Annotated in this window: 14 protein-coding genes; 4 read left to right on the forward strand and 10 right to left on the reverse strand. The window is 67.3% G+C overall.

The window, feature by feature from the left end; translation table 11 throughout:
• Window positions 1–140: 140 nt before the first annotated feature.
• The 4 genes from A9976_RS15925 to A9976_RS15940 form a co-directional block, all read right to left on the reverse strand.
• Complete coding sequence (locus A9976_RS15925; protein ID WP_183019810.1) at window positions 141–1,577, reverse strand: coniferyl aldehyde dehydrogenase; 1,437 nt, start codon at window positions 1,575–1,577, stop codon at window positions 141–143.
• A 189-nt stretch (window positions 1,578–1,766) separates the two neighbouring features.
• A complete protein-coding gene (locus A9976_RS15930) occupies window positions 1,767–2,120 on the reverse strand; it encodes a hypothetical protein (RefSeq protein ID WP_012207005.1) in 354 nt (117 codons plus the stop codon).
• A gap of 30 nt (window positions 2,121–2,150) precedes the next feature.
• On the reverse strand, window positions 2,151–4,763 hold the full coding sequence (gene clpB / locus A9976_RS15935) for an ATP-dependent chaperone ClpB (protein ID WP_034396613.1): 2,613 nt from the start codon (window positions 4,761–4,763) through the stop codon (window positions 2,151–2,153).
• Window positions 4,764–4,896: 133 nt separating this feature from the next.
• On the reverse strand, window positions 4,897–5,805 hold the full coding sequence (locus tag A9976_RS15940; RefSeq protein ID WP_183019811.1) for an AraC family transcriptional regulator: 909 nt from the start codon (window positions 5,803–5,805) through the stop codon (window positions 4,897–4,899).
• A 68-nt stretch (window positions 5,806–5,873) separates the two neighbouring features.
• Here A9976_RS15940 and A9976_RS15945 point away from each other — a divergent pair, with 68 nt between their 5' ends.
• A complete protein-coding gene (locus A9976_RS15945) occupies window positions 5,874–6,803 on the forward strand; it encodes a DMT family transporter (protein ID WP_183019812.1) in 930 nt (309 codons plus the stop codon).
• A 9-nt stretch (window positions 6,804–6,812) separates the two neighbouring features.
• On the opposite strand, the gene A9976_RS15950 is transcribed toward A9976_RS15945, so the two are convergent.
• Window positions 6,813–7,274, reverse strand: a complete 462-nt coding sequence (locus A9976_RS15950) for a molybdenum cofactor biosynthesis protein MoaE (RefSeq protein ID WP_183019813.1) — start codon at window positions 7,272–7,274, stop codon at window positions 6,813–6,815.
• 106 nt (window positions 7,275–7,380) lie between these two features.
• On the opposite strand from A9976_RS15950, the gene A9976_RS15955 reads away from it, so the two are divergent.
• The 3 genes from A9976_RS15955 to A9976_RS15965 all read left to right on the forward strand — a co-directional run bounded on the left by A9976_RS15955 (window position 7,381) and on the right by A9976_RS15965 (window position 9,205).
• Entirely contained in the window at window positions 7,381–7,635 is a 255-nt protein-coding gene (locus A9976_RS15955; protein WP_012207010.1) for a hypothetical protein, read from the forward strand.
• Between the two features lie 8 nt (window positions 7,636–7,643).
• On the forward strand, window positions 7,644–7,988 hold the full coding sequence (locus A9976_RS15960) for a hypothetical protein (RefSeq protein WP_183019814.1): 345 nt from the start codon (window positions 7,644–7,646) through the stop codon (window positions 7,986–7,988).
• 275 nt (window positions 7,989–8,263) lie between these two features.
• Window positions 8,264–9,205, forward strand: a complete 942-nt coding sequence (locus A9976_RS15965) for a dihydrodipicolinate synthase family protein (protein WP_183019815.1) — start codon at window positions 8,264–8,266, stop codon at window positions 9,203–9,205.
• On the opposite strand, the gene A9976_RS15970 is transcribed toward A9976_RS15965, so the two are convergent.
• Genes A9976_RS15970 through thrC form a run of 5 tightly spaced genes read right to left on the reverse strand, consistent with a single transcriptional unit; the run spans window position 9,151 to window position 13,049 of the window.
• The gene (locus A9976_RS15970; protein WP_183019816.1) at window positions 9,151–9,504 is read right to left on the reverse strand and encodes a recombinase family protein; all 354 of its coding nucleotides are present in this window, start codon (window positions 9,502–9,504) and stop codon (window positions 9,151–9,153) included. The two genes, A9976_RS15965 and A9976_RS15970, sit on opposite strands and share 55 nt — an antisense overlap.
• Before the next feature lie 5 nt (window positions 9,505–9,509).
• On the reverse strand, window positions 9,510–9,773 hold the full coding sequence (moaD, locus tag A9976_RS15975) for a molybdopterin converting factor subunit 1 (RefSeq protein ID WP_183019817.1): 264 nt from the start codon (window positions 9,771–9,773) through the stop codon (window positions 9,510–9,512).
• A complete protein-coding gene (gene glp, locus A9976_RS15980) occupies window positions 9,770–11,005 on the reverse strand; it encodes a gephyrin-like molybdotransferase Glp (RefSeq protein WP_183019818.1) in 1,236 nt (411 codons plus the stop codon). Before glp ends, moaD begins: the two co-directional genes overlap by 4 nt.
• Before the next feature lie 15 nt (window positions 11,006–11,020).
• Window positions 11,021–11,575, reverse strand: a complete 555-nt coding sequence (gene mobB / locus A9976_RS15985) for a molybdopterin-guanine dinucleotide biosynthesis protein B (protein WP_183020039.1) — start codon at window positions 11,573–11,575, stop codon at window positions 11,021–11,023.
• 46 nt (window positions 11,576–11,621) lie between these two features.
• Entirely contained in the window at window positions 11,622–13,049 is a 1,428-nt protein-coding gene (gene thrC / locus A9976_RS15990) for a threonine synthase (protein ID WP_183019819.1), read from the reverse strand.
• Window positions 13,050–13,094 lie beyond the last annotated feature (45 nt).

Genomic DNA, 13,094 nt, shown 5'->3' on the forward strand with positions numbered 1-13,094 from the left:
TTGCCCTCGGCATTGGGATGTGCTATGTGCTCTCCAAAAAAGAGCAGCTGGCGCACGCGACACAAGGCCTGGCAAGGAATCAGTTGACAATTTCTCACGATGCAGGCAAGCCCGGCAACGGCGAGAAATCGCCACCTCGCTCACAGCCAGCGGCGCATCAACTCCATGATGCGGTCGAACTTTGCGCCATAGGGCGGATACAGCATCGAAGCCCCCGACCAGCGCGACTGCACGAACACCGCCTTCTGATGGCTCAGCCGTGCAAAGCCCTGCTCCGAATGGTAGGCCCCCCAGCCGCTGTCGCCCACGCCGCCAAAGGGCAGGTTCTCGTGGGCGAAGTGCAGCAGGGTGTCGTTGACCGTCACCCCGCCGCTGATGGTGCGTGACAGCACGGCATCACGCACTTTCTCATCGCGGCCGAACCAGTACAGCGCCAGCGGCCTGGGCCCCGCGTTGATGGCCGAGACCACGTCATCCAGCCTGTCGTAGCTGATCACGGGCAGGATGGGGCCGAAGATCTCCTCCTGCATGAGCTGCATCTGGCTGGTGGCATTGAAGACCAGGGCCGGCGCCATCTGGCGCTCCACCGCATCGCCCCAGGCCATGTCGGCGCTCTCCTGGCCGGCTCCGCCATCCTCCATCCATTCGACATGCGCCCCCATGCCCTGGGCCTGGCGCAGCATCTGCCGCAGACGCGCGAGGTGGCGCTTGGTGAGGATGGCCGCATAGTCCGGATTGCCGGCAAAGCGCGGGAACAGCCGCCGCGCCGCGGTGCGAAAGGCCTCGGCAAACTCCGCCTCCTGCCCGCGCGGCAGCAGCACGTAGTCGGGGGCGATGCAGGTCTGGCCCGCGTTGACGAGCTTGCCATGTGCGATCTTGAGGGCGGCCTCCTTCAGGTCGCAGTCGGTGGAGATGATGCAGGGCGACTTGCCGCCGAGCTCCAGCGTCGTCGGCGTCAGGTGTGCCGCCGCCGCCTGCGCCACGCGGCGGCCCACGGCGGTCGAGCCGGTGAACAGCAGATGGTCGAAGTGCAGGCCCGAGAACTGCGTGGCGATGCTCACATCGCCTTCGATGACGGCGAATTCCTCGGGCGCGAAAAACTGCCCCACCAGCGCCGCCAGCTGGGCCGAGGTGTGCGGCGTGAGTTCGCTGGGCTTGAGCATGACGCGGTTGCCCGCCGCCAGGGCCGTGATGGCCGGCCCCAGCGCCAGTTGCACCGGATAGTTCCACGGGGAAATCACCCCCACCACGCCCAGCGGCTGGCGCTCTATCCAGCCCCGGCCGGGCATGAGCATCAGCGGCGTTCGCACCCGCTGGCGCCCCGACCAGCGCGCCAGGTGGCGCAGCGTGTGCTTGAGCAGGTTGCGCAGCACGAACAGCTCCACCATCTCGGTCAGCCGTGGCGAGCGCATGCCGAAATCGGCCTGCACGGCGGCGGCCAGCACGGGGCCGTGTTCGTCCAGCAGCTTTTGCATGCGCAGCAGGCGCTCGCGGCGTACCAGCAGGGGTACGTCCACCTGCGCCCGGCTGGCCTGGTACTGAAGGTCGAAGACGCGGTGGAGGTCCAGCTGGGTCATAGGCTCAATGGTAAGAAGACACTTGCATGTGCCGCATTCACGGATACGTCGCGGCACATGCTGGCATGCAGCGGCAGGAAAAAAAAGGGAGCCTTGCACGGGCTCCCGAGGGTTTCAGACTATACGGGCCACCAGGCGCGGCCTGGACGCGAAGATGCGCAGGCCGCGTAAAGGCTGCAGCAAGACGCTTCAGGGCTCGCGCACTTCACGGGGCTGAACGTCGGTCACCTCGCCCGCGCCCGGCAGCACGCCGGCACCGGCGCGGCGGCCACCGCCCTCGGCAGCGCCATAGGCGCGCTGCGGGCGCTGAGCCATCCACTCGGAGCCGGAGCGATACACCGTCTGCCAGCCCGCCCGCGGGCTCATGCGCATGGCCCAGGGCATCACCGGCTGGCCGGTGAGCCTGGCCCACAGCGCCCTTACGGCCCAGACCAGCGCCAGCAGCGCCGCGGCGGTCAGCAGGCTGACAAAGAAGACCAGGCCCACAAGCATCAGCAGGATGCGAACGGCCCAGCGGGTCAGGGTGGCGACAAAATCGTTCAAAGCAAAGCCTTTCTTGGCTGGCCCGGTGCGTCAGGCGGGGTCTGCCGCATCGAACCGGAATACGCCCGGCTCCTGTACCGGGTCCACATGTACCGCAATCGTGCTCTTGGGCGGGAAGCGCCCTTCGAGCAGCAGTTTCGACAGCGGATTCTCGATCCGCTGCTGTATCGCGCGCTTGAGCGGCCGGGCCCCGAAAACGGGATCGAAGCCCACCTTGGCCAGTTCGGCCAGTGCCTGGTCGGACACCTGCAGCGCAAGGTCCATTTTCTCCAAACGACGCTCCAGCAGCTTGAGCTGAATCCTTGCGATCGACTCGATATTCTTCGCGTCGAGCGCGTGGAAGACCACGGTTTCGTCGATGCGGTTGAGGAATTCGGGTCGGAAATGGTTCTTGAGTTCCCCCCAGACCGCATCTTTCACATCATCGTAATCCTCGCCGACCATGGCCTGGATCAGCAAGGAGCCTATGTTGCTCGTCATCACGATGACCGTGTTCTTGAAGTCCACGGTGCGGCCCTGGCCGTCGGTCAGGCGGCCATCGTCCAGCACCTGCAGCAGCACGTTGAACACGTCGGGATGGGCCTTTTCAACCTCATCGAGCAGCAGCACGCTGTAGGGCTTGCGGCGCACGGCCTCGGTCAGGTAGCCGCCTTCCTCGTAGCCCACGTAGCCGGGCGGCGCGCCGATCAGGCGGGCCACGGAATGCTTTTCCATGAACTCGCTCATGTCGATGCGCACCAGATGGTCCTCGCTGTCGAACAGGAAGCCGGCCAGCGCCTTGCACAGTTCGGTCTTGCCCACGCCCGTGGGGCCCAGGAACAGGAAGGAGCCCGTGGGCCGGTTGGGATCGGACAGGCCCGAGCGCGAGCGGCGAATGGCATTGGCCACGGCCGAGATGGCCTCGTCCTGCCCGACGACGCGGTCATGCAGCCGGTCTTCCATGCGCAGCAGCTTGTCCTTCTCGCCCTGCATCATCTTGGCCACGGGAATGCCCGTGGCACGGCTGACCACTTCGGCAATTTCCTCGGCGCCGACATGGGTGCGCAGCAACCTGTGGGCGGGCGCGCCGCCCTGCCCCTGCTCGTTGGCCTGGGCTTCGTTGAGCTGCTTTTCCAGCGAAGGCAGCTTGCCGTACTGCAGCTCGGCCACCTTGTTGAAGTCGCCCTTGCGCTTGAGCTCCTCGATCTGGATGCGGATCTGGTCGATCTCCTTGCGGATCTGCTCGGAGCCCTGGGCGCTGGCCTTCTCGCTCTTCCAGACCTCTTCCAGGTCGGCGTACTCGCGCTCCAGGCTGCCGAGCTCCTCCTCGATCAGTTGCAGGCGCTTTTGCGAGGCCTCGTCCTTTTCCTTCTTCATGGCCTCGCGCTCGATCTTGAGCTGGATCATGCGGCGCTCGAGCTTGTCCATGACCTCGGGCTTGGAGTCGATCTCGATCTTGATCTTGGCCGCAGCCTCGTCGATCAGGTCGATGGCCTTGTCGGGCAGGAAGCGGTCGGTGATGTAGCGGTGGCTCAGCTCGGCCGCAGCCACGATGGCCGGGTCGGTGATGTCCACGCCATGGTGGGCCTCGTAGCGCACCTGCAGTCCGCGCAGGATGGCGATGGTGTCCTCCACGGAAGGCTCTTCGACCAGCACCTTCTGGAAGCGCCGCTCCAGTGCCGCATCCTTTTCGATGTACTTGCGGTATTCATCGAGCGTGGTCGCACCGATGCAGTGCAGCTCGCCGCGCGCCAGGGCCGGCTTGAGCATGTTGCCCGCGTCCATGGCGCCGTCGGCCTTACCGGCGCCGACCATGGTGTGGATCTCGTCGATGAACAGGATGATGCGGCCCTCTTCCTGGGCCACTTCCTTGAGCACGGACTTCAGGCGTTCCTCGAAGTCGCCACGGTATTTGGCGCCGGCCAGCAGGCCCGCCATGTCCAGCGACAGCACGCGCTTGTTCTTGAGGCTTTCGGGCACCTCGCCGGCCACGATGCGCTGGGCAAGGCCCTCGACAATGGCGGTCTTGCCCACGCCGGGCTCGCCGATGAGCACGGGATTGTTCTTGCTGCGGCGCTGCAGCACCTGGATGGAACGGCGGATTTCGTCGTCGCGCCCGATCACCGGGTCGAGCTTGCCGATGCGCGCGCGCTCGGTCAGGTCCATGGTGTATTTCTTGAGGGCCTCGCGCTGGCCTTCGCCCTCGGCGCTGTCCATGGTCTGGCCGCCGCGCACGGCGTTGATGGCCGACTCCAGGCTGGAGCGCGTCACGCCGCTTTCCTTGAGCAGTTGGCCTGCGCGCGTGGACGAGCCGCTGCTGTCGGTCAACGCCAGCAGGAACAGCTCGCTGGCAATGAACTGGTCGCCACGCTTGAGGGCTTCCTTCTCGGTCGCCTGCAGCAGCCGGCCCAGCTCGGAGCCGACCTGCACCTGGTCCTGGTGCTGCACGCGCGGCAGATCCGCCAGGGCCTTCTCGGCCGCGGCCTGCAGCTGGCCCACGTTGGCGCCGGCACGCTGCAAGAGCGAGCGCGGACCATCGTCCTGGCGCAGCAGCGCCACGAGCAGGTGCAGGGGTTCGATATTGGATTGGTCACCGCCCAGGGCCAGCGTTTGCGCGTCGGCCAGGGCTTCCTGGAACTTGGTTGTCAGTTTGTCGATTCGCATGGTGTTTCTTTTCGCTCCTGAAACAGGGTCATTGCGATTTATCTGATACCGGCAGGGCGAATTTCAAGCCATGCCCGGCCTGCAAGGACACAAGCTTGCGCCAGATCAAGGCCGGTGAGGCCGGCCATCCTTCTCAAGCATTGCGCTGAAAGATCGAGAACTGCGTAGGCGTAACGCCCAAATGCGCCCGGAAGCTGCGCACCAGGTGGCTGGCGCTGGAAAAACCGCAATCCAGCGCCACCTCGGCCAGCGGCGGCACGTTGCGCGCAGCCAGGGCGCGCCGTGCCCGGGCCAGGCGCTGCTGCAGCACCCATTCGTGCACCGTGCAGCCCATGCTCTGGCGGAACATGCGTGCGAAATGGAATTCGGAGAGGCAGGCCTGTCTCGCCAGTGCCGGCAGCGACACGGCCTTGGAGTCATGCAGATGCGCCTCGACATGGGCCAGCACCCTGCGCCGCATGGCCGCAGAAAGCCCGCCCAGCGGCCGCTGCAGCGCCTGCAGCTGGCGCGGCGTGGCGGACTGCAGCACCAGCCGGTCCACCAGCTGCTGGCCGATGGCATCGGCCGCCAGTTGCTGCTGCGGGTCCTGCCAGTCCAGCTGCATCAGCGCACGGGCACCGGCGTGGAAGGCCTGATCGTCCCCGTAGATCTGCGCACGCAAGGTGCGCGAGCGGGGCTCGGCATCCAGCATGCGGACCACGCGCCCTGCCCAGGCCAGGTCGGACACATACAGGTGCAGGAACTGCACGGGCGAGCGCACCAGCCAGTGCGATTCGTCCTCTGGCGTGAAGATGCAGATGCGCCCCGGCGCCCCCATGGCCTCGGGCCGCGCCTTGAGCTGCGAGCCCTCGCCGCCGGCCAGGTAGACCGACAGCGTGTGGTGGCCCGGCTGGCAATAGCGCACCTCGTCGTCCACATTGGCCCAGACGGCCAGCTCCACCCCCTCGCTCAGGCGCACGCGCCGCTGCAGCCGGGCCTTGGAGCGTGACAGCACCTGGCACAGGTGGCTGGAGGGCAGCTCGGGCAGCGGCGTGGGCGTCATGGCAGCGATTGTGGTCCCGCAGCCATACCGACGCACGCCGCCAGGCCATCAAACCGCAGGAATCTGCCATGCCCGCCCAGCCTGCGGCGCGATCATCACCGGCCATGACTGCCACCCTCTATGCCCTGGTCGTGCTGATCTGGGGTTCGACCTGGATCGCCTTGAAGCTGCAGCTGGGCACTGTGCCCGTGGAGCTGTCCATTGCCTACCGCTTTGCGCTGGCCGCCGCGCTGATGTTCGCCTGGCTGGCCTGGTCGCGCCAGCTGCGCGTGCCACGCGGCCCGGCGCTGCCGCGCGTGCTGGCCCAGGGCCTGTGCCTGTTCAGCTTCAACTTCGTGTGCTTCATGCATGCCAGCGAAACGCTGGCCAGCGGCCTGGCCGCCGTGGTGTTCTCCAGCGCCAATCTCTGGAACGCGCTGCTGGCGCGCATCATCCACGGCCGCAGGCTGGCGCCCCATGTGCTGGCCGGCAGCCTCTTCGGCCTTGCAGGCCTGGTGGCGCTGTTCTGGCCCGAGCTGCGCGCAGGCCGGCATGCCAGCTTGCCTGGCCTGGCCTGGGCGGTGCTGGGCACGCTGTGCTTTTCCTGCGGGAACATGCTGTCTGCCTCGCTGCAGTCCATGGGCTGGCGGCCCGCACAGACCAATGCCTGGGGCATGCTGGCCGGCACGCTGCTGCTGTCCGGCTATGCGCTGGTGGCGGGCCTGCCCTGGCGCTTCGATACCGGCTGGACCTATGTGGGCTCCTGGCTGTACCTGGCCATTCCAGGCTCGGTGATTGCGTTCACGGCCTACCTGACCCTGGTGGGCCGGCTGGGCCCGGAGAAGGCGGCCTATGCGACGGTGCTGTTCCCCATTGTTGCGCTCAGCATCTCGGCCCTGTTCGAGGGCTATGTCTGGACGCCGCTGGCCGTGGGCGGGCTGCTGCTGGTGATGTTCGGGAACCTGCTGGTGTTCCGCCCGCCGCAATGGTTGCGGGGGGCCGCACTGCGCAAGGCCTGAAGCGTCAGCTCACTGGCGCCAGCGCGCCAGCGCCTCTTCGTCGCTGACGCGTGCATCCACCCAGCGCGCGCCCTCGGGCGTTTGCTCCTTCTTCCAGAAAGGCGCCAGCGACTTGAGGTAGTCCATGATGTATTCGCAGGCCTGGAAGGCCATGCCCCGGTGCGATGCGGTGACGGCCACGAGCACGATCTGGTCCTGGGGCTGCAGCGGGCCGATGCGGTGGATGACGCGCGCGCCATGGATGCCGAAGCGTTGGATTGCCTCGTCGATGATGGCCTCGATGGATTTCTCGGTCATGCCCGGGTAGTGCTCCAGCTCCATACTGGCCACGGCGGCGCCCTCGTTGCGGTCACGCACCGTGCCGATGAAGCTGCAGACCGCGCCCACGCGCGCGTCGCCGCCGCGCAGGGCGGCGAGTTCGGCCGATACGTCGAAATCCTCGGTCTGGATGGATACACGGGCTGCTTGCATGCCCGCATTGTCGCAGGGCGGCGACGCACCAGGGCGCACCAGGGACTGGCGAACGCGGTAGCATTGCCCTCCCCCGCCGCCTGCCTTTTGCTGCAGCGGGCCATGCATGGCCACACTCACGATCACCACCCCCGAATACACGCTCTACCCGTCGCCGCGCAACGAGCAGCGCGTGGTCTACGAGCACCAGCTGTTCGTGTCCCATCCCTACACCATCATCCATCTGCCCGACTACAACTTTCGCGGCAAGGCCACGCTGTTCGCAGCCCACCGCCTGGCCGACGGCAAGATGGGCCAGCTCGTGAGCTGCGAGCTGGCCGAGGACCTTGCACGCTTCGAGCGCCTGTTCGAACCCGATTGAGGCGCGCCATGGACGAGACCAGCCAGATACAGCCGCCGCCGAGCTTTGCCGCCCTGTATGCCGACCGGCACGGCCGGCTCAAGGCATCGATTGCAGACGTGGTCGGGCGTTATGAACTGTGCGAGGACCTGGCCAGCCACCTGGTCGAGCAGGCGCAGACGCTCTATCACTCCGGCAATTCCTCGGAGCAAGGCGTGCTGCTGGGCATGCACGCCGGCCTGGCGGCCGAGGGCTCCATCGTCAGCCCTGGCGAGGCGCGCTGGATCGTGCAGCGCCTGGCCGAGCTGCTGGAGTGGCAGGCACCGCTGCTGCACGATGCATCAACCCCTACCGGCGCCGAAGGCGCAGCCTGAAGGCCACCCTCAGGCGCGCTACACTGCGCGCCATGCCTGCAATCTTTGCCTTCCCCACATGCCACGGTGATGCCGTGCGCCTGTGCCTGGGCAAAGCCTGCAAACCCCAGCTCGTCTGACCGGAGCTGAGGTTCCGTCCAGATGAGCGACGGAACCGGCCCGGCAGCCTCCATCTCCCCTTCCCGCATCCCTTCAGGCGCCTGCCTTTCCGCCCTCGGTCTGGCCGGTGGCTGCGTCCGGTCGTTCATTGTTTGAATCACCCGAAGGGATCTTCCATGTCTTTGCCTTCCACCACCTCGCCGCAAGCCCGGTTCCAGGGGCTGTGGCTTCCGCTGGTCACGCCCTTTCTTCCTGGAGCTGGAGATGAGGCGGCGGTGGACCACGGGGCGCTGCGCGCCCTGGTGCAGCACTACAACGCCACCGGCATCGCCGGCTACGTGGCCTGCGGCTCGACCGCCGAGGCCGCCGCGCTGAGCGAAGCGGAGCACGATGCCGCCCTGTCCACCATCCTCTCAGCGGCCCAGGGCATGCCCGTGGTCATCGGCGTTTCGGACTGCCACCTGGGGCATGCGCTGGCCCGCGTTCAGGCACTGAACGCCCTGCCGCTGGCCGGCATTCTGGTGCCCGCGCCGCATTACATACGCCCGTCGCAGGCGGGCCTGCTGCAGTGGTTCACGGCGATTGCCGAGCGCAGCGTCCATCCGGTCATCGTCTACGACATTCCCTACCGCACCGGCGTGGTGCTGGAGCTGGCCACGCTGCGCGCGCTGGCCGCCCATGAGCGCATCGTGGCCATCAAGGATTGCGGGGGCGATGCCGCCAAGACCCAGGCACTGATCGCCGATGGGCAGTTGCAGGTGCTGGCCGGCGAAGACGCGCAGATCTTTTCCACGCTGGCCCTGGGCGGTGCGGGAGCGATTGCTGCCAGCGCGCACGCGCATACAGGGCACTTCGTCGCGTTGATGCAGTGCCTGGAGCGCGGCGACCTGCCCGCTGCACGTGCACTGTGGCAGCCGCTGCAGCCGCACATCGCCGCCTGCTTTGCCGAGCCCAATCCCGCACCCATCAAGGCCTTGCTGGCGCAGCAGGGCCGAATGCGGGCAACGCTGCGGGCGCCCATGCAGCCGGCATCGGCCGCGCTGGCGCAGCGGCTGGCCGGGATTCAGCTGCCGCTGCTGTCGTCTGCTGACGGTGTTGCCGGGCGCAGGTCGGCATAGCGGTTCAGGATGCGTTGCACCTGACCGTGCGTCCACTCGCCGCCCCGGGCCGCGGCAATGCCGCGCGCATTGAGTTCGGCGGCCATGGCGCGGTGCGTCAGACCGCGCGCCTGCAGTTCGGCGAACAGCGCCTCATGCTGCTGGGCGAAGGCATCGGCCGTGGATTTGCGCTTTTCCACGGTAGCGCGCAGGTTGTCTGCACCTGCGCGGCCCAGTTGCACGCCACGCGCCTTGGCTTCGGACAGGGCCTTGCGCGTGCGTGCGCTGATCGCCTGGTCCACGGGCTTGTCGGTGGTCATGCCGTTCAGCCTCCGGTCACCGGGGGGAAGAAAGCCACTTCGTCGCCCTGGCGCAGGGCTGCGCTGCCCTCGCACAGGGCCTGGTTCAGCGCCATGCGCACGGCCTTGCCCGGAGCCAGCGCTTGAGCGGCGGCGCCACCTCGCGCAATCAGCCCGTCGCGCAGGGCGCCCACGGTGGCGGCCTCGGTGGACAAGGTTTCGCTGCCCGTGCCCAGGGCTTCGCGGATGGAGGCGAAATAGCGCACGGTGATGGTGATGGCCTGGCTCATGACAACAGCTCCGAAAAGGCGATGAAGCGCACCCTGTCGCCCGGCGCAATGGCCTGGCCTGGCGGATTGTCCACCACGCCATCGCCCCAGGCCGCCGAGGTCAGCACGCCAGAACTCTGGTTGCGGAACAGCTCCAGCCCGCCGCTGTCGTTGTAGCGCACGCGCAGGAATTCGCGGCGCTTGTCCCCGCGCGGCCAATGGAAGTCGGCGCGCACCTCGACCGAGCGCGGCAGCGCCTGCTGCACGCCCTGCAGGCGCTGCACGAAGGGGCGCACCAGCAAAAGGAAGGTGACGAAGCTGGAGACCGGGTTGCCGGGCAGGCCGATGAAGTGGGCAAAGCCTTCGCCCTCGCGGTTCACGCGGCCATAGGCAAAGGGCTTGCCGGGCTTGACGGCGATCTGCCAGAGGTCGAGCTGGCCCAGCGCCTGCACGGCGGGCTTGACATGGTCCTCTTCGCCGACAGAGACCCCGCCGCTGGTCAGGATCAGGTCATGCGCGCGGGCCGCCTCGCGCAAAGCATCCACAGTGGCTTCGCGCCGGTCGGGGACGATGCCGAAGTCGGTGACCTCGCAGCCCATGCGCTGCAGCAGGGCGCGAAGGAAGAATCGGTTGCTGTTGTAGATGCTGCCGGGCGGCATCTGCTCGGGCGCCACGGTGCCCGGCATGACCAGCTCGTCGCCTGTGGAGAACAGGGCCACGCGCGGCTTGCGTGCCACGCGCAAAGAGGCCAGGCCGATGCTGGCGGCCAGGCCCAGCTCGGCCGGCGACAGGCGCGTGCCGGCCGCGATGACGGTGGCGCCGCGCCGGATGTCTTCGCCAGAGCGGCGTATCCATTGCCCGGCCTCGGGCCGCGCATTGATGCGCACGCGGCCGTCTTCCAGGACTTCGCAGTCTTCCTGCATGACGATGGCATCGGCACCTTCGGGCACCGGAGCGCCCGTGAAGATGCGCGCCACCGTGCCCACGGCCAGCGGCTGGCCCACGGCGCCTGCGGGGATGCGCTGCGAGACGGGCAGCTCGGCATTGCCCTGCGTGCATTCGGCGCTGCGCACGGCGTAGCCGTCCATGGCGCTGTTGTCCTGGGGCGGCACTTGCAGCGGAGAGACGGCATCGGCCAGCAGCACACGGCCATCGGCATCGAAGCTGTCCACGGTGTCATCGCCGGCCAGCGGCAGTGCCTGGGCCAGCAATTCGGCCAGCGCTTCGTCAAGGGGCTTGAGCGGGGCTCGCATGGTGTTTTCCTAATTTCAAGAGAGGCCTGGGGCACGGTAGTGCAGTTGCTGCGCATGCTCCAGCAGCCATTGCAGTATCTGCCCTGGCGCATTGAGATCGAGCACGGGCTGGCGCGGCGGCTCTGGCAGGCGCTGCGGTGCGTCGGTGGCAATCGCCAGCACATGGGGGTCGTGCGGATACAGGGGCGCCTGGGTCTTGCCGGCGCTGGCGCGCTCGGGCTGGTCGCGCCAGATCTCTATCTTGGGCAGGTCGGCGTGCTTGAAGCCTTCGACCAGCACCCAATCCACGCGCGGATCGAGTTCGGCCAGCATGTCATGCACCGACAGCTCCGCGGGACGGGGGAATTCGCGCATCAGCGCCAGACGGCGATCCGAGGCCAGCACCACTTCATAGGCGCCCGCCTTGCGGTGGCGCCAGCTGTCCTTGCCCTCGTGATCGACATCGAAATGGTGGTGGGCATGCTTGACCACCGAAACGCTGAGCCCCTGCGCACGCATCAGCGTGATCAGGGGCTCCACCAGGCTGGTCTTGCCCGAGCCGGAGTAGCCGGCGAAGCCGATGACCTTCATCGCCATGCACTCCTGCTGCGGACCTTTGGACAGCCCGGCTGCGGCATCAGTCGCAATGCCGGGCGATATACGCCTTGACCTGCTCGGCGTCGGCCGGCAAGTCGGTCACGCGCTTGGGCAGGTCCTCGATGCCTTCGAACTTGGCCGGGCGATCGGGCAGGCGGCCCAGCGCCTCCTCGATGGTGGCGGCGAACTTGATGGGCAGTGCCGTCTCCAGCACGATCATGGGCACGCCGGCCTGCAGCTGCTCGCGCGCCACCTTGACGCCGTCGGCCGTGTGCGTGTCGATCATGGTGCCGAAGCGCTCGAAGGTATCGCGGATGGTGGCCAGGCGGTCGGCATGCGTGCTCTTGCCGCTGACAAAGCCGTAGCGGGCAGCAGCTTCCTGGAACAGCGGGTTGCCGCCCAGGTCGAAGCGGCCCTGGCGTGCCACGCCCTCGGCGAACAATTCGCGCGTGGCCTGGCCATCGCGGCCCAGCAGGTCGAACACGAAGCGTTCGAAGTTGCTGGCCTTGGAGATGTCCATCGAAGGGCTCGATGTCTCGTAGGTGTGCTCGCTGCCGCGCACCACGTAGGCGCCCGTGCGGAAGAACTCGTCGAGCACGTCGTTCTCGTTGGTCGCCACCACCAGGCGCGCTATCGGCAGGCCCATCTGGCGCGCCACGTGGCCGGCGCAGATGTTGCCGAAGTTGCCGCTGGGCACCGTGAAGCTGACCTTCTGGTCATTGCTCTGCGTGGCCTGCAGGTAGCCGGCGAAGTAGTAGACGACCTGGGCCAGCAGGCGGGCCCAGTTGATCGAGTTGACCGTGCCGATCTTGTACTTCGCCTTGAAGGCGTGGTCGTTGGAGACGGCCTTGACGATGTCCTGGCAGTCGTCGAACACGCCCTCGATGGCGATGTTGTGGATGTTGGCGTCCTGCAGGCTGAACATCTGGGCCTGCTGGAAGGGGCTCATGCGGCCGCGCGGGCTGGTCATGAACACGCGCACGCCCTTTTTGCCGCGCATGGCGTACTCGGCCGCGCTGCCGGTATCGCCACTGGTGGCCCCCAGGATGTTGAGTTCCTCGCCACGGCGGCCCAGTTCGTACTCGAACAGGTTGCCCAGCAGCTGCATGGCCATGTCCTTGAAGGCCAACGTGGGGCCGTTGGACAGGGCCTCGAGCCACAGGCCGTCTTCCAGCGGGCGCAGCGGCGTGATCTCGGCCGTGCCGAACACCTGCTGCGTATAGGTCCTGGCGCACAGGGCGCGCAGATCCTCGGCCGGGATGTCATCGATGTACAGGCTCAGGATCTCGAAGGCCAGGGCAGCGTAGCCCTGCTCCTGGTAGATGCTGCGCAGCTCGCCCAGTCGGGCGGCATCGATCTGCGGATAGTGCTCGGGCAGGTACAGCCCGCCATCGGGCGCCAGGCCCTCGAGCAGGATGTCGCAAAAGCGCTTGCGGTCCGCGTGGCCGCGCGTGGAAAGGTACAACATTTGAATTCCTTGTCAGTGGCCTCAAGGCGCTGCGCATGAAACCGG

This window comes from Delftia sp. UME58 (genome assembly GCF_014170385.1).
In the GTDB taxonomy this organism is placed as follows: Bacteria; Pseudomonadota; Gammaproteobacteria; order Burkholderiales; family Burkholderiaceae_C; genus Comamonas; species Comamonas acidovorans.